Genomic DNA, 15,593 nt, shown 5'->3' on the forward strand with positions numbered 1-15,593 from the left:
GCCGCCGCCATGCTGCTGCAAGTGCGCGACCTGCACGTGGAGTTCCACACCCGCGAGGGCGTCGCGCGGGCCGTCAACGGCGTGGACTGCGCCGTGGACGCCGGCGAGACCCTCGCCGTGCTGGGCGAGTCCGGCTCCGGCAAGTCCGTCACCGCCCAGGCCGTCATGGGCATCCTCGACACGCCGCCGGGCCGCATCACCCGCGGCGAGGTGCTGTTCGAGGGCCGGGACCTGCTGAAGCTCGGGGAGGAGGCGCGGCGCAGGGTGCGCGGCGCCGAGATGGCGATGGTCTTCCAGGACGCCCTGTCCTCCCTCAACCCCGTGCTCACCGTCGGCGACCAGCTCGCCGAGATGTTCACCGTCCACCGGGGCATGTCGAGGAAGGACGCGCGGGCGCGGGCCGTCGAGCTGATGGACCGGGTGCGCATCCCGGCCGCCGGGGAGCGGGTGAAGCAGTACCCGCACCAGTTCTCCGGCGGCATGCGCCAGCGCATCATGATCGCCATGGCGCTGGCCCTGGAGCCGAAGCTGATCATCGCCGACGAGCCCACCACCGCCCTCGACGTCACCGTCCAGGCCCAGGTCATGGACCTGCTCGCGGAGCTCCGGCGCGAGTACGACATGGGCCTGATCCTGATCACCCACGACCTGGGCGTGGTCGCGGACGTCGCCGACAAGATCGCGGTGATGTACGCGGGCCGGATCGTGGAGACGGCACCGGTGCACGCCCTCTACAAGGCGCCGGCCCACCCCTACACCCGGGGCCTGCTCGACTCCGTCCCGCGCCTGGACCGCAAGGGCCGCGAGCTGTACGCCATCAAGGGCCTGCCGCCCAGCCTCCTGCACGTCCCTCCCGGCTGCCCCTTCCACCCCCGCTGCCCCATGGCCCGGGACGTGTGCCGCACCGACGTGCCCCCGCTGTACGAGGTCACCGAACCGGAGCCGCGGGCGCGGCCGGACCGGGGCAGTGCCTGCCACTTCTGGCGGGAGTGCCTGCATGGCTGAGCCGATCCTCCGGGTCCGGGGCCTGGTCAAGCACTACCCGCTCACCACCGGCGTCCTCTTCGGGAAGCAGGTCGGCGCGGTGAGGGCCGTCGACGGGGTGGACTTCGACCTGGCCCGGGGCGAGACCCTCGGCATCGTCGGCGAGTCCGGCTGCGGCAAGTCCACGGTCGCCCGGATGCTGGTCAGCCTGGAGAAGCCGACGGCCGGCGAGATCCGCTACAAGGGCGAGGACGTCACCAGGCTCTCGGGCCGGGCCCTGAAGGCGGTCCGCCGCAACATCCAGATGGTCTTCCAGGACCCGTACACCTCCCTCAACCCCCGCATGACGGTCGGCGACATCATCGGGGAGGCGTACGACATCCACCCCGAGGCGGCCCCCAAGGGCGACCGGCGCCGCAGGGTGCGGGAGCTGCTGGACGTGGTCGGGCTCAACCCCGAGTACGTCAACCGCTACCCGCACCAGTTCTCCGGCGGCCAGCGTCAGCGCATCGGCATCGCCCGCGGGCTCGCCCTGCGTCCCGAGATCATCGTCGCCGACGAGCCGGTCTCCGCCCTGGACGTGTCGGTGCAGGCGCAGGTGATCAACCTGATGGGGCGGCTGCAGGACGAGTTCGGCCTCTCCTACGTCTTCATCGCCCACGACCTGTCGATCGTGCGGCACATCTCCGACCGGGTGGCGGTGATGTACCTCGGGCGGATCGTGGAGACCGGCACCGACACGGAGATCTACGACCATCCGACCCATCCCTACACCCAGGCGCTGCTGTCCGCCGTGCCCGTGCCCGACCCCGAGGCGCGCGAGCACCGCGAGCGGATCATCCTCGCCGGCGACGTGCCCTCCCCGGCGAACGTCCCCTCCGGCTGCCGCTTCCGCACCCGCTGCTGGAAGGCGCGCGAGCGCTGCGCCCGGGAGGTCCCGGTCCTCGCGGTCCCGGAGGCGCTGCGGCACACCGCCGGACCCGCCGCCCACGACTCGGCCTGCCACTTCGCGCAGGAGGCCGTGGCGGCCGGGCGCTCCGCGCCGCAGGTGGCTCCGTCCGGTGAGGGCGGCACCGTCCCCGGCTGAGCGCCCCCGGCCGAGCGCCCCCGGCCGGGACGGACGGCCGGCTCCGGCCGGGGAGGCACGGCAACGGGCCGGGGCGACATGGCGCGCCCCGGCCCGTTCACGGCACCCGCACGGCCGTACGCGGTACAGCCTTCCGCGTGCCCGTATCGGCGCCGCTTCCGGCGGGTTGCGCGCGCGTTAACGCGGTTCGGGTGCCTTTGCGGCGGTGTGGGGGAGTGCCAGGGCCCGCTTGAGGAAGTCCACCTGGAGCAGCAGCAGGTTCTCCGCCACCTGCTCCTGCGGCGTCATGTGGGTCACCCCGGACAGCGGCAGCACCTCGTGCGGGCGGCCGGCGGCCAGCAGGGCGGAGGACAGGCGCAGGGAGTGGGCGAAGACCACGTTGTCGTCGGCCGTGCCGTGCACGATCATCAGCGGCCGGTGCGGCCCGGCGGGTGCGGACAGCCCGTCGTCGGTGACCAGGGAACTGCGCGCGTACGCCGCCGGGTCCGCCGCCGGGTCGCCCAGGTACCGCTCGGTGTAGTGGGTGTCGTACAGCCGCCAGTCGGTCACCGGGGCGCCCGCGATGCCGGCGTGGAAGACGTCCGGGCGGCGCAGGACGGCGAGGGCGGCCAGGTAACCGCCGTAGGACCAGCCGCGGATGGCCACCCGCGACAGGTCGAGGGGATGGGACTTCGCGAGGTCCCGCAACGCCTCGATCTGGTCGTCGAGGGAGACGGTGAAGTCCCGGTGGACCGCCTTCTCCCACGCGGGCGAGCGTCCCGGAGTGCCGCGCCCGTCGGCGACGACCACCGCGAACCCCTGGTCGGCGAACCACTGGGAGGTGAGGTGGGCGTTGTGCGCGGCCACCACCCGCTGCCCGTGCGGACCACCGTAGGGGTCCATCAGGACGGGGAGGGGAGTGTCACCGGGGTAGTCCGTTGGCATAAGCACGGCGCACGGAATGCGGCGTGCGCCCCCCTGGGTGAGCCGTACGCGCGGGGACAGACCGGGATCTTCGGCGTACGAGGGGATGGCCGCCACACGCTTCCCCTCCCGCAGGACCTCCACCCGGGCGCCCGGCCGGTCGAGCGCCGCGGAGACCAGCACGGTCACGCCCCCGGCGCGCACCGCCGAGTGCACGCCGGGCTCCTGTGACAGGCGCTCCACGCCCAGCTCGTTCACCCGGTACACGTGCACCTCGCCGGTCTGCGGGTCGGCCGCCTCCGCACCGGCGGACGCCGAGACCAGCACGTCGTCGTCGGAGACGTCCAGCACCGCCCTGATGTGCAACTGGGCCCCGGTCAGCGGGCGGTCGCCGACCGCCAGCACCCGCGCGCCGCCCTCGTCGGCGATCCGCACCAGCCGCCCGGACGGACTCCAGCAGGGCACCCCGGCGAAAAGTTCCAGCCAAATCGAATCCTCGTCGGCGTGGACCATCCGGGTCGTACCGGACTCGGGGTCCACCGCCAGGAAGAGCTGACCGCGTTGGTCGCGCGACTGCACGAGCAGCAATGGCGCACCCGCCGCCGACCAGTGCACACGGGCCAGGTAGGGGTAGCGGCCGCGGTCCCAGACCACCTCGGTCCGCGCCCCGTCCAGGCCCAGCACGAACAGGCGGACCTCCGCGTTGGGGGTGCCCGCCGCCGGATACGGCACGTGATGTGGGTCACGTTCCGGGTGGGCCGGGTCGGAGATCCACCACCGCCGCACGGGCGTGTCGTCCGCGCGCGCCACCAGCAGCCGGTCCGACTCCGGCGCCCACCAGAACCCCCGCGTCCGGCCCATCTCCTCGGCGGCGACGAACTCCGCCAGGCCGTAGGTGACGCCCTCCGCCTCCGGCGCGGCCAGCACCCGGTCGCCCCCTCCCTCGGCGCCCACGACCCGCAGGGCGCCCTGCGCGACGTACGCGACGTGCCGCCCGTCGGGGGAGGGGCGCGGGTCGATCACCGGCCCCGAAACGGGCAGCTCACGTGCGGTCCCGGCCCGCAACTCGGCCGCGAAAAGCCGCCCTGACAAGGCGAAAGCGGCCAACTCCACGGCCGCGTCGGTGGCGTAGCCGACGATGCCGGCGCCGCCCTCGCGGCTGCGCTCGCGCCGCGCCCGTTCCTCGGGCGGCAGGCGCTCCTCGGCCCCGCCCAGCAGGGCGCGCGGATCGGCCGCCACGCGTTCCCCGCCCTCCGCGAGGTCCAGGACCCACAGCGCGTTCGCCCGGTCGGTACCGGAGGACGAGCGCAGGAACACGACCCGGGAACCGTCGGGTGCCACGGTGAACGAACGCGGCGCGCCGAGCGTGAACCGCTGGGTGCGGGCGTGCCGTCTGGGGAAGGAGTCAGCCTCGGTCGTCATGACCCGACCATATTGGCCATGCGCCCCCTTGTGCGGCCGTGCGCCGATCGACGCGCGCGTACGGATAGTTATGATCACTAGCGCACAGTGGGTATCAACTCGCTGCCCGCTGTGTGGATTTATCCGCCCCCATAAGGTTCGACCGGCCCGTCCGTCCCGTAGTCCCGACACGGCCCGCCCGTGTCCGACCCCCCACGTCCCTGGGTTCTTTGGAGGTGAGCCGCCGTGGCACTCTCGATTTCGGCGGTGGTGCTGCTGGCGATCATCGTGTTCCTGCTGATCAGGAAGTCAGGGTTGAAGGCCGGGCATGCGATCGTCTGCATGCTCCTCGGCTTCTACCTCGCCTCCTCGACCGTGGCCCCCACGATCAGCGAGCTCACGTCGAACATCGCGGGGATGATCGGCAGCATCAGGTTCTGATCCCGGCCGGCCCCCCCCCGCGGCCGGAGCGCCGGGCCGCGGGGGAGCCGTCGGGAGAGGGCGGGCGCCTCGTAGGGTGGGGACCATGACCGAACTGCCCGCCCGTCGTCTGCTGCTGGTGCACGCGCACCCGGACGACGAGTCGATCAACAACGGCGCCACCATGGCCAGATACGCGGCCGAAGGCGCCCACGTGACCCTGGTGACCTGCACCCTCGGCGAGCGCGGCGAGGTCATCCCGCCGGCACTGCGCCACCTGACCGGCGTCGCCCTCGGCAGGCACCGGCTGGGCGAGCTGACGGAGGCGATGCGCGCGCTCGGCGTCGGGGACGCCCGGCTGCTCGGCGGACCGGGCCGGTACGCGGACTCCGGGATGATGGGCCTGCCCGACAACGACGACCCCGCCTGCTTCTGGCAGGCCGACGTCGAGGAGGCCGCCGCCCTCCTCGTCGAGGTGATCCGCGAGGTGCGCCCCCAGGTCATGGTCGCCTACGACCCCGACGGCGGCTACGGCCACCCCGACCACATCCAGGCCCACCGCGTCGCGATGCGCGCCGCCGACCTGGCCGCGGAGGCGGGCTGCCCGATCGCCAAGGTGTACTGGAACCGCGTGCCCCGCTCCGTCGCCGAGCGGTCCTTCGCCCGGCTGCGCGAGGAACTGCCCGGCCTCCCCTTCGCCGAGCCGGCCACCCTCGACGACGTACCCGGTGTCGTCGACGACGCCCGGATCACCACGGAGATCGACGGCACCGCGTACGCCGCCGCCAAGGCCGCGGCGATGCGGGCGCACGCCACCCAGATCGAGGTCGCCGGGCCGTACTTCGCGCTCTCCAACGAACTGGCGCAGCCGATCTTCACCACCGAGTACTACGAACTGGTGCGCGGCGAGCGCGCCCCCGGCGCGCGGGAGACCGACCTGTTCGCCGGGATCGCCACCGCCCCGGAGGGACAGGCGCCGTGAACGACCGGACCTCACCGCTCGCCCAGCCGCTGCGTCCGCCCTCCCCGGGGCGGGCCCTGCTCCACCTGGGCCTGCTCCTGGGCGGAGCCGTGACCGGCGCGGCCGGGGCGCTGGTGCAGCCCGCCTGGTTCCCGGGCGGATTGCTGCTCGCCCTCGCCGGCGAAGCCGGGCTCTGCCTGGGGGCCGCGCGGGCCGTCGGCGCCCGGAGCGCGGCCGTCGCGGCCGCCGTCGGCTGGGCGATCGCCGTCCTCCTGCTCACCGCCAGCCGCCCCGAGGGCGACTTCCTCTTCGCCGCCGGCAGCGGCTCCTACGTCTTCCTGCTCGGCGGCATCGCCCTCGCTGTGATGTGCGCCACCCTCGCGCCGGTGCGGCAACGGGACGGCGGCACCGCCCGACTTGACAAGTGACGTACCACTTCGCCGTACCAGACAAGAGCGCGCCGGGTGGGCATTTCCCCGGCGGTCCGGGAAACGCCGAGGAAGCGGCCAGTATGGTGGTGCGCGCCGCCGAGCCTTCCCCGAGCTCCTGAGCAGGGGAACCCCACCGTGAGATCGTGACGGGCGGCGGAGCCAACCGGGAGAACCTGCCTTGAGTCGTGAAACTGACAGTCCGTCCTCCGGGCCCCACGGGCGCGGTGGTACCGCCTATCCCTCGGGTACGCCGCCCTACGGGACCCCCACGGCTGCCGACGGCGGTACGGACGCGGGCCGTGCGGCCGGGCGGCCGGACGAACGCAAGACCGAAACCACGCTGACCACCCGGGTCCGGATCAACATTCCCGGATCCCGGCCCATCCCGCCGGTCGTCGTGCGCAAGCCCGTCGGGGGGGCCGAGGACGGCGCCGCCGACGGGGAGGAGACGGCCGCCGGGGCGCCGGGCCCCGCCGCCCCCGCGGGCACCGCCGAGCCGCCCGCCGCCCCGGCGCAGCCGGCCGGGGAGAAGACGACCAGCGACTGGTTCGCACCGCGCAGGCCCCCGTCGGCCAAGGGCGGCCCGGCCAACGGGACCGGTGCGGGCGGTGGTTCGGGTCCCTCGGGCGCGGGCTCCGGTCCCGGGACGACGGGCGCCGGACTTTCCGGCGCGACCGGTGGCCGGCCCGGCGGCCCGAACGGACCGGGCGGCTCCCGGTCCGGCGGCTCGAACGGTGCGGGGCTGCCCGGTGCGACCGGCGGCCCCGTGGCGCCGGGACACGGCGGCGGCACGGGCTCCTTCGACGTGACCGAGGCGCTGACGGCGGGTCCGCTGGGCGGCGGTTCCCGCCCGGGCGCCGGACAGCGCCGCGACGACCTGCCGTACACGTCGCCGAACGGGCAGGCCGCGCGCAGCGGTCCGGGCGGTCCCGGCGGGCCGGGCGCCCCCGACGCCTTCCTGCGTCCCGGCGGTCCCACCGGCCCGCAGGGCCCCGCGGGCCCGACGACCGGTCCGGTCACCGGCGACGGACGGCTGACGCCCTCGCCCGGCGGCGGACCGGGCACGTCCGGCGGACTCGGCGCGCCCGGCGCGCCGAACCCGTCCGCCGGGACCGGCGGCCCGGACGGCCCCGGCGGCCCGGGAGCCCCCGGCGGTACGCACGGCCCCGGCTCCTCCCCGGCCGGGCCCGGCGCTCCCCGCCCCGGCGGCGGCCTGAGCGACGACACCGCCATCCTCACCCCGCAGAAGCCGGCCCCCGAACGGGGCGGGCCGGGGTACGGCACTGCCGCGGACAACGTCTCCGGGCACACCGTCACCAGCGGCGTCCCCGTGGTGCCCGGTGACCGGCAGGGACCGTTCGGACCCGGCTCGCCCGCCGGCGGACCCCGGCCGCACACGCCCCCGAAGGCGCCCGAGCCGGCCCCGCAGTCCCCGGCGGGCCCCGCGAAGCCGAAGCCGCCGAAGAAGAAGGGGCGCAGCAAGCTGGTCCTGCTCGGCGGCGGCGTGATCGTCCTCGCCGGTGTCGCCTACGGCGCCGGGCTGCTGATGAACCACTCCGACGTGCCCAAGGGCACCACCGTGCTCGGTGTCGACATCGGCGGCGGCACCCGCGACGACGCCGTCGAGAAGCTGGACGCCGCCTTCGAGAGCCGGGTGGACAAGCCGCTGGAGCTCACCGTCGGCGGTGACACCGTCACGCTCAAGCCCGAGCAGGCGGGACTCCAGTTCGACACGCAGGCCACGGTCGGCGTCGCCGCGAAGAGCGACTACAACCCCGTCTCCGTCATCGGCTCCCTCTTCGGCAACCACCGGGTCGTCGACCCGGTCATGCCGGTCGACGAGGAGAAGCTGCACGCCGCCCTGCGCAGCGCGGCCGGCGGCGCCGGTTCGGTCACCGAGGGCACGATCAGGTTCGAGCCCGGCAGGGCCGTCCCCGTGTACGGCAAGCCGGGCACGGGCATCGACGTCGACAAGTCGGCCGAGGCGGTGGAGAAGGCCTTCCGCACCCAGGTGGAGACCGGCACCTCCAGCCCGGTGAACGTCCCGACGACCGCCCAGCAGCCCACGGTCTCCAAGGCCGAGGTCGACCGGATGATGAAGGAGTTCGCCGAACCGGCGATGTCGGCCAACGTGACCGTGCAGACCGACGCGGCGCACGCGGTCCCGATGAGTCCGCAGAAGTCGCTGTGGAAGTTCCTCAGGGTGACGGCGGTCGACGGCAAGCTGGTCGACAAGCCCGACCTGGCGGCCCTGGAGGGGCTCTACGGCCAGGCGTTCGACGGTGTGCTCATCACCCGGGGCAACGGCAAGAAGACGCCCGTCACCCCCGAGGACGTCTATGCCGCCCTCCGCCAGGCGCTGACGAGCGAGACCGACCGGGTCGCGGTCATCGAGACGGATCCGAGCTAGCGCCCCGGCAGGCGGCGTCCGGCACTGCCCCCGCCGCGCCGGCCAAGAGCCCCCGACACGCCCGTCCGGGGGCTTTCGGCCGGCCCGCCGGGAGCACGCGCCGGACGCCGCTTCCCCGGCGGGCGAACGCTGCCCGCCGTGGTACGAGGGGGCGCCCACCGGGTGCCCCCCGGCCCCGTCCGTCACCCGGGCCACGACCGGGCGGAGGCGGACCGCGCCGCCCGCGGGAAGGGCCGGCCGCACCCCTGCCCGCCCGGTCCGCGGCTCAGTTCAGCAGCGCCCGCGCCGCCCGCGCCTGCTCCCGCACCCGCTGCGCCGCCGGCTCGTCCACCGCCGCGAGGACGTCGGCGTACGCGTCCAGCTCCGCCGCGCCCCGCAGGAACTCACCCCGCTGCACGAGCAGCTGCGCCCGCTCGTGGCGCAGCCGCGCCGGGTGCGAGGGCAGCAGCAGCGCCAGCTCCACCGCCCACAGCGCCACGTCCGTCCGCTCGGGCCGGGCCGCCGCCCACGCCCGGATGTTGTTCAAGATCCGCAGCACCATGTCCAGCGGATCGGCCGGCGTCAGCATCGACGGCTCCAGCGGCGCCCCCGTGACCCCCGCCACCAGCAGTTCCGCGTCGGCGCCCGTCAGCACCCGCCCCCCGTCGAAGGGGTCCGCGAGCACCTGCTCCTCCCCCGGCCCGAACCCGACCACGAAGTGCCCGGGCAGCGCCACCCCGTACACCGGGGCCCCCGCCCGGCGGGCCACCTCCATCCACACCACCGACAGCAGGATCGGCAGCCCGCGCCGCCGCCGCAGCACCTCGTGCAGCAGCGACGACTCCAGGTGCCGGTAGTCCGCGGCCGTGCCGTGGAAGCCGTACCGGTCGCCCAGCAGCTCCCGCAGCGCCACCGCCCAGGCCCGCGGCCCGCCCGGCCGGAAGGGCAACCGCCCGGCCAGCCGGTCCAGCTCCACCTGGGCGGCGTCCAGGCCCGCCTCGTCCAGGGCGCCGTCCGCCTGCGCGCCCACCAGCAGGCACAGCACGGCCAGATCGGGCCGCCCGGACCGGGCCTCCTCGGCGAACCGCCGCCGCAGTTCGGCGGAGCGTCCGGACGGCGGGGGCTGGGGGGAGGGCAGGGCGGGTCCGTGTCCTGTCACGACGCTCCGCCCCCTCCGGGCCCGGAGCCCGGCTCGCGGTAGTGGTGGTAGGCGTGGTGCGCCGAGAAGCCCATCCCGGCGTACAGCGCCCGGGCCGCCGCGTTGCCGGTCTCGACCTGGAGCCACGCGGCCGACGCGCCCTCCTCCAGCGCCCGCCGGGCCAGCGCGGCCATGACCGCCGTGGCCAGGCCCCGCCGCCGCGCCGCCGGATCGACCTCGACGGCCGCGAAGCCGGCCCACCGCCCGTCCACGGCACACCGCCCGATCGCGGCCGGCGCCCCCTCGCCCGGCACCGTCGCGAACCACACCGACGGTCCCTCCCCGCTCCCGGCCCCGCCCGGGCGGGAGGACCTCCCTTCCAGCACCCGCAGCGCCACCTCGCTCACGCCCCTGCGCCGGTACCGGGCCAGCCACGCCTCGTCCGCCGTCCGCGACAGCACGACCCGCGCCCCCTCGGCCCGGTCGGCGACCGGGGCCAGTCCTCCGGTCCACAGCTCGGCGGTCGCCTCCCGCGTCCAGCCGCGCCGCTCCAGCTCCGCGCAGAGCGGCTCCTGGGCGCCCTGCGCCCCGGTCGCGGTCTGCACGTACGCGGGCAGCCCGCGCTCGCCGTACCACCGCCGTACGGCGGCCAGCGCCTCGTCGAGGGGGAGCCCCGGGTCACCGAGCGGCAGCACCGAGTTGGCCCGCCGCGTGAACCCGGCCGCCGCCCGCAGCTCCCACCCGCCGAGCCGCTCGCTCTCCACCGGCCGCCACGCCCGGGCGGCCACCCGTGCCAGTTCCCCGTACGAGGCGGCCGGGCCGCGCCGCCGCGCCGGCGCGGCCGCCCCGTGGCGCGGATCGCCCGTTCGAGGGGCGGCGACCGGATGGCGGGCGGGCACCACCTTGCCCGCGACCAGCGACGATTCCGGGATGCGGACGGTCTCGCCACTCCTGCGTGTGATCAGCAGCACACCGTCGTCCCATGATGTGAGAACACCGACCGTGTCGGTGAACTTCCCACCCGGCGCGTCCTGTCCGGTCAGCCGCCGCACCGAGACCCGTTTTCCCACGTCAGCGGCGGTGATACGGACCTCCAGGCGCCCGGCGGCAGAGATTTCCACGGGTCGGTTCACCCCTCCTGTTCGGATCATGCCCAAGAACGGAGATACTAGGGGCGGGCATCGACGACGCCGCGCTCCCGCGCGCCAGGCGGCGGAGCCTGTGGAGGCCCGCCAGCGCCCTATCGAGGAGGAACGACAGCGTGACCTACGTCATCGCGCAGCCTTGTGTCGACGTCAAGGACAAGGCGTGCATCGAGGAGTGCCCGGTCGACTGCATCTACGAGGGCCAGCGGTCCTTGTACATCCACCCGGACGAATGCGTCGACTGTGGTGCCTGTGAACCGGTCTGCCCGGTCGAAGCGATCTTCTACGAGGACGACGTGCCGGAGGAGTGGAAGGACTACTACAAGGCGAACGTCGAGTTCTTCGACGAGCTCGGCTCGCCCGGCGGCGCCAGCAAGCTGGGGCTGATCGAGCGCGACCACCCGTTCGTCGCCGCGCTGCCGCCGCAGGGCGAGTAAGTCCCGGGCGGCCCCCCGGCGGCCCGCACTCCCCCGGTTCCGGCTCCGCCCGGCATCCGGGGGACCTCCGGTGCCGCCTCGGTCCCGTACGGCCCGATCGCCTCCGATCGCCGTACGGGACCGAGGCGTTTGCCGCACAGCAGAAAGTGAGCCAGACAACCGTGTCCGCAGTCACCGACCGCCTTCCCGCCTTCCCCTGGGACAAGCTGGCGCCCTACAAGGAGAGGGCCGCCGCCCACCCGGACGGCATCGTCGACCTCTCCGTCGGCACCCCGGTCGACCCGGTCCCCGAGCTGATCCGGAAGGCGCTGGTCGAGGCGGCCGACTCGCCGGGCTACCCGACCGTCTGGGGCACCCCCGCGCTGCGCGACGCGATCACCGGCTGGGTCGGGCGCCGCCTCGGCGCCCGGGACGTCACCCACCACCACGTCCTGCCGATCGTCGGCTCCAAGGAACTGGTCGCCTGGCTCCCCACCCAGCTCGGCCTCGGCCCCGGCGACAAGGTGGCCTTCCCGCGCCTGGCCTACCCGACGTACGAGGTCGGCGCCCGCCTGGCCCGGGCGGAGTACGAGGTCTACGACGACCCGACCGAGCTGGACCCGGCGCACCTGAAGCTCCTGTGGCTCAACTCCCCGTCCAACCCCACCGGCAGGGTCCTGTCCCGGGGCGAGCTGACCCGGATCGTCGCCTGGGCCCGCGAGCACGGCGTGCTGGTCTTCTCCGACGAGTGCTACCTGGAGCTGGGCTGGGAGGCCGACCCGGTCTCGGTCCTGCACCCGGACGTCAACGGCGGCTCCTACGACGGCGTCGTCGCCGTCCACTCCCTGTCCAAGCGCTCCAACCTGGCGGGCTACCGGGCCGCCTTCCTCGCGGGCGACCCGGCCGTCCTCGGCCCCCTGCTGGAGATCCGCAAGCACGGCGGCATGATGACGTCGGCGCCCACCCAGGCGGCCGTGGTGGCGGCGCTCGGCGACGACGAGCACGTCCGGGAGCAGCGGGAGCGCTACGCCGCCCGCCGCACCGCCCTGCGCGAGGCCCTGACCGCCCACGGCTTCCGCATCGAGCACAGCGAGGCCAGCCTCTACCTGTGGGCCACGCGCGGCGAGTCCTGCTGGGACACCGTCGCCCACCTCGCCGAACGCGGCATCCTCGTGGCGCCGGGCGACTTCTACGGCCCCGCGGGCGAGCGGTTCGTACGGGTCGCCTTCACGGCGACCGACGAGCGGGTGCGGGCCGCGGTGGAGCGGCTGGCGTAACGCCGTCCGGCGGCGGCCGGAGACGACCGGGAACGAACGACGGGGTCCGGGAGGACCCCGGACCCCGTCGTCGTGCGCGCCTGGCTCACGCCGGCCGTCAGGCGAGCGGCAGCCCCTGGACCGGCAGCCCGCCCTTGCCCAGCGCGTCCGTCGGCAGGCCGCCCTTGGTGGCGGTCCGCGCGGTGTCCCCGACGATGTCACCGGTGGAGCCGGCCACCTCCCCGGCGGCCTTCTGCGCGGCCGGCGTGGCCTTCTTCACGGTCGCGCCGCCGGTCTTGCCCGCGGCCGGCACGGTCTTCTTCACGGCCTTGCTGCCGGTGTCGCCCGCGAGCCCGGTGCTCTTCCGCGCCGCGTCGTCGACGGTGGTGCCGACGTTCGCCCCGTCCAGGGCGGTCAGCCCGCCGAGGTTCGGGGTGGCCGGCAGCTCGGGGGCAGCGTTGGCGGAGCCGGCCGCACCGACCCCGGCAGCCGCTCCCGCAGCGACGAGCAGCGCGGCACGGGCGATCCGGCGGGTCAGGGGGAGGGACATGTTGCTCCTTCGACGGAGTGAACGGTGGAGAATCCGACCGTGCCCGGCGCTGGACCGGCCGGGCTCGGACGCAGTGACTACCGCTCGAAGCCCGCGAAGGTTGCGGCGGCGCAACGTAAAGGGTCGGTAATATGTCGCATGATCGAATGTGTGGAAAACGGGTGAAAGGGGCGCCGCGGGAGAGGCTGCCGAATCCTTACGGCACCGCGTTTCCACGGGTTCCGAGGGGCCTGGGGCGGTCCTTCGGAAACGCGTGCGGCCCGTCGCCCGCACGGCGGGCCCCGTGACCCTTCCGGGTGAACACTCGCACTAGGGACCAGTGACGATCCGGACCGCTCCCGCACCCTGCTCGGCACCCGAGGCACCCGAGGCCTCCACGGCGCCGCCGTCGGCCGGGCGCCACCGGCTGTCGGTGTTCCCGGCGGTCCACTCCCGCCCGGCGTACGTGACCCGCTTGATGTGCAGCGCGGAGGCGTTGGCCACCGCCCAGTGCGCCAGCTGCCAGCCGCGCTGCCCCGCACTGCGCCCGGCCGCCGCCGAGTCCGCCGTCACCGGCAGCGTCACGGTCCGCCCGTCGGACCCGTCGGACCCGTTCGCGCCGTCGCCCCGCGCGCCGGCCGGCTGGAGCACGTCGCGCCCGAAGTCCCGCACCAGCGCCGCGCGCACGGAGCCGGCGCCTTCGGCCCGGGTGGCGTCCGGGCGCCCCTCGCAGGTCAGCGTGGCCGCGGACCGCCCGGTGAGGGCGGCGGCCAGCAGTGTGGCGTCCGGCTCGTGCTTGGCGTACGCCTGCGGGAAGCCGCTGCGCTGCACGCGCTGCGCGGCGACGGTCAGCGGCAGCCGCGTGTAACCGGGCACCTCGGCCAGGTGGTCGTAGAACTTCCCCGCCGCGTACGCCGGGTCCATGATCTGCTCCGGCGTGCCCCAGCCCTGCGAGGGCCGCTGCTGGAACAGGCCGAGGGAGTCGCGGTCGCCGTGGCGGATGTTCCGCAGCGCCGACTCCTGCAGCGCGGTCGCCAGCGCGATCGTCACGGCCCGCTCCGGCAGGCCGCGCGCGGTGCCCACCGCGGTGATCGTCGCCGCGTTCACCGCCTGCTCCGGCGTGAACTCGTACGTCGCCCCGTCGCCCTCGCCGGAGACGACCTTGCACCCAGGCGCGCCCGTGCCGCCCGTGACGTACTGCACCACGAGGTAACCGACGACCGCGAGCAGGACCACGAAGGCCGCCCCGATACGCAGGAGGCGGCCGCGACGGGTGACGGCGGGGGTGGGGGACGGCTCTGACACGGATACAAGGTACTGGAGGAAATCGTGACCCCCGCGCCCGGTGGGGGCCGTGGGCGGGCGGTGGCCCGGGGACCGGCGCGCTAGGGTCGACGGCATGGCCGACACCCCGCTTGACCTCGCCCTGGACGCAGCGGAGCTCACCGCCCGGCTCGTCGACTTCCCCTCCGTCAGCGGCTCCGAGAAGCCGCTCGCGGACGCGATCGAGACCGCGCTGCGCGCCCTGCCGCACCTCACCGTCGACCGGTACGGCAACAACGTCGTCGCCCGCACGAACCTGGGACGGCCCCAGCGCGTGATCCTCGCCGGGCACATCGACACCGTGCCCATCGCGGACAACGTGCCCTCGCGGCTGGACGAGGACGGGGTGCTGTGGGGGTGCGGCACCTGCGACATGAAGGCGGGCGTCGCCGTGCAGCTGCGCATCGCGGCGACCGTCCCGGCCCCCAACCGCGACCTGACCTTCGTCTTCTACGACAACGAGGAGGTCGCCTCCGACCTCAACGGGCTGGGGCACGTGGCCGCGGCCCACCCCGATTGGCTCCAGGGCGACTTCGCGGTGCTGCTGGAGCCGTCGGACGGCCAGGTGGAGGGCGGCTGCCAGGGCACCCTGCGGGTGCTGCTGAGGACCGCGGGCGAGCGCGCCCACTCCGCGCGCGGCTGGATGGGCTCCAACGCGATCCACGCCGCGGCGCCGATCCTGGCGAGGCTGGCCGCGTACGAGCCCCGGTACCCGGTCATCGACGGCCTGGAGTACCGCGAGGGCCTCAACGCGGTGGGCATCTCGGGCGGGGTGGCCGGGAACGTCATCCCCGACGAGTGCGTGGTGACCGTCAACTTCCGCTACGCGCCGGACCGTACGCCCGAGGACGCCCTCGCCCACGTCCGCGAGGTGTTCGCCGACTGCGGGGTCGCCGAGTTCGTCGTCGACGACCACAGCCCCGGCGCGCTGCCCGGCCTGTCCCACCCGGCCGCCGCGGCCTTCGTCGAGGCGGTCGGCGGCACCCCGCGGCCCAAGTACGGCTGGACGGACGTCTCCCGCTTCTCCGCCCTGGGCGTCCCGGCGGTCAACTACGGCCCGGGCAACCCGCACTTGGCCCACAAGCGCGACGAACGCGTGGAGGTCGCCAAGATCCTGGCGGGAGAGGAGCGGCTGAGGGCCTGGCTGACCGCCTGACCTGCCCGGCCGTCCCGGAACGGGTTTCACGGCGCTGCGTGGCGGACATGCTGA

The 15,593-nt window shown here is 74.9% G+C and carries 14 protein-coding genes; 9 read left to right on the plus strand and 5 right to left on the minus strand.

Annotated elements, in window-relative coordinates; genetic code table 11:
• Positions 1-9 precede the first annotated feature (9 nt).
• On the plus strand, positions 10-1,005 hold the full coding sequence (locus ACSU6Z_RS19160; RefSeq protein ID WP_437047247.1) for an ABC transporter ATP-binding protein: 996 nt from the start codon (positions 10-12) through the stop codon (positions 1,003-1,005).
• Positions 998-2,071 carry an ABC transporter ATP-binding protein gene (locus ACSU6Z_RS19165; RefSeq protein WP_437047249.1) on the plus strand — a complete coding sequence of 358 codons (1,074 nt, stop codon included), beginning with the start codon at positions 998-1,000 and terminating at the stop codon, positions 2,069-2,071. The genes ACSU6Z_RS19160 and ACSU6Z_RS19165 overlap by 8 nt, the downstream gene beginning before the upstream one ends.
• A gap of 177 nt (positions 2,072-2,248) precedes the next feature.
• Here the strand turns inward: ACSU6Z_RS19165 and ACSU6Z_RS19170 are convergent, their stop codons facing one another.
• The gene (locus tag ACSU6Z_RS19170; RefSeq protein WP_437047250.1) at positions 2,249-4,396 is read right to left on the minus strand and encodes a prolyl oligopeptidase family serine peptidase; all 2,148 of its coding nucleotides are present in this window, start codon (positions 4,394-4,396) and stop codon (positions 2,249-2,251) included.
• 225 nt (positions 4,397-4,621) lie between these two features.
• Here ACSU6Z_RS19170 and ACSU6Z_RS19175 point away from each other — a divergent pair, with 225 nt between their 5' ends.
• From ACSU6Z_RS19175 to ACSU6Z_RS19190, 4 genes are all read left to right on the plus strand, one after another.
• A complete protein-coding gene (locus ACSU6Z_RS19175; protein ID WP_437047251.1) occupies positions 4,622-4,816 on the plus strand; it encodes a hypothetical protein in 195 nt (64 codons plus the stop codon).
• 85 nt (positions 4,817-4,901) lie between these two features.
• Positions 4,902-5,777: an N-acetyl-1-D-myo-inositol-2-amino-2-deoxy-alpha-D-glucopyranoside deacetylase gene (gene mshB / locus ACSU6Z_RS19180; protein WP_437047252.1), complete on the plus strand. Its 876-nt coding sequence runs from the start codon at positions 4,902-4,904 to the stop codon at positions 5,775-5,777.
• Positions 5,774-6,184 carry a DUF6113 family protein gene (locus tag ACSU6Z_RS19185; RefSeq protein WP_437047254.1) on the plus strand — a complete coding sequence of 137 codons (411 nt, stop codon included), beginning with the start codon at positions 5,774-5,776 and terminating at the stop codon, positions 6,182-6,184. The genes mshB and ACSU6Z_RS19185 overlap by 4 nt, the downstream gene beginning before the upstream one ends.
• Positions 6,185-6,365: 181 nt before the next feature.
• Positions 6,366-8,597, plus strand: a complete 2,232-nt coding sequence (locus ACSU6Z_RS19190; protein ID WP_437047255.1) for a hypothetical protein — start codon at positions 6,366-6,368, stop codon at positions 8,595-8,597.
• A gap of 265 nt (positions 8,598-8,862) precedes the next feature.
• Here the strand turns inward: ACSU6Z_RS19190 and ACSU6Z_RS19195 are convergent, their stop codons facing one another.
• Both ACSU6Z_RS19195 and ACSU6Z_RS19200 read right to left on the minus strand, forming a co-directional pair.
• Positions 8,863-9,735 (minus strand): transglutaminase family protein, encoded by an 873-nt coding sequence (locus ACSU6Z_RS19195; protein WP_437047257.1) that lies wholly within the window; start codon positions 9,733-9,735, stop codon positions 8,863-8,865.
• Entirely contained in the window at positions 9,732-10,835 is a 1,104-nt protein-coding gene (locus tag ACSU6Z_RS19200) for a GNAT family N-acetyltransferase (RefSeq protein ID WP_437047259.1), read from the minus strand. The genes ACSU6Z_RS19195 and ACSU6Z_RS19200 overlap by 4 nt, the downstream gene beginning before the upstream one ends.
• 140 nt (positions 10,836-10,975) lie before the next feature.
• Here ACSU6Z_RS19200 and fdxA point away from each other — a divergent pair, with 140 nt between their 5' ends.
• Positions 10,976-11,296, plus strand: a complete 321-nt coding sequence (fdxA, locus tag ACSU6Z_RS19205) for a ferredoxin (RefSeq protein ID WP_014674796.1) — start codon at positions 10,976-10,978, stop codon at positions 11,294-11,296.
• Between the two features lie 161 nt (positions 11,297-11,457).
• Positions 11,458-12,552 (plus strand): bifunctional succinyldiaminopimelate transaminase/glutamate-prephenate aminotransferase, encoded by a 1,095-nt coding sequence (locus tag ACSU6Z_RS19210; protein ID WP_437047261.1) that lies wholly within the window; start codon positions 11,458-11,460, stop codon positions 12,550-12,552.
• Between the two features lie 97 nt (positions 12,553-12,649).
• On the opposite strand, the gene ACSU6Z_RS19215 is transcribed toward ACSU6Z_RS19210, so the two are convergent.
• Both ACSU6Z_RS19215 and ACSU6Z_RS19220 read right to left on the minus strand, forming a co-directional pair.
• Positions 12,650-13,081: an ATP-binding protein gene (locus ACSU6Z_RS19215; protein ID WP_437047262.1), complete on the minus strand. Its 432-nt coding sequence runs from the start codon at positions 13,079-13,081 to the stop codon at positions 12,650-12,652.
• Positions 13,082-13,390: 309 nt separating this feature from the next.
• Entirely contained in the window at positions 13,391-14,365 is a 975-nt protein-coding gene (locus ACSU6Z_RS19220) for a heavy metal transporter (RefSeq protein WP_437047264.1), read from the minus strand.
• A 94-nt stretch (positions 14,366-14,459) separates the two neighbouring features.
• Between ACSU6Z_RS19220 and dapE the strand changes: the two genes are divergently transcribed.
• Positions 14,460-15,539, plus strand: coding sequence for a succinyl-diaminopimelate desuccinylase (gene dapE, locus ACSU6Z_RS19225; RefSeq protein WP_437047266.1), 1,080 nt, complete (start codon positions 14,460-14,462; stop codon positions 15,537-15,539).
• Positions 15,540-15,593: the final 54 nt, after the last annotated feature.

The organism is Streptomyces sp. enrichment culture (assembly GCF_964273145.1).
Taxonomy (GTDB): Bacteria; Actinomycetota; Actinomycetes; order Streptomycetales; family Streptomycetaceae; genus Streptomyces.

Excerpts from the sequence above, each read along its gene's own strand:
- ACSU6Z_RS19160 (WP_437047247.1), top strand. The coding sequence starts at position 10 with ATGCTGCTGCAAGTGCGCGACCTGCACGTGGAGTTCCACACCCGCGAG.
- ACSU6Z_RS19165 (WP_437047249.1), top strand. The coding sequence starts at position 998 with ATGGCTGAGCCGATCCTCCGGGTCCGGGGCCTGGTCAAGCACTACCCG.
- ACSU6Z_RS19170 (WP_437047250.1), bottom strand. The coding sequence starts at position 4,396 with ATGACGACCGAGGCTGACTCCTTCCCCAGACGGCACGCCCGCACCCAG.
- mshB (WP_437047252.1), top strand. The coding sequence starts at position 4,902 with ATGACCGAACTGCCCGCCCGTCGTCTGCTGCTGGTGCACGCGCACCCG.
- ACSU6Z_RS19215 (WP_437047262.1), bottom strand. The coding sequence starts at position 13,081 with ATGTCCCTCCCCCTGACCCGCCGGATCGCCCGTGCCGCGCTGCTCGTC.
- dapE (WP_437047266.1), top strand. The coding sequence starts at position 14,460 with ATGGCCGACACCCCGCTTGACCTCGCCCTGGACGCAGCGGAGCTCACC.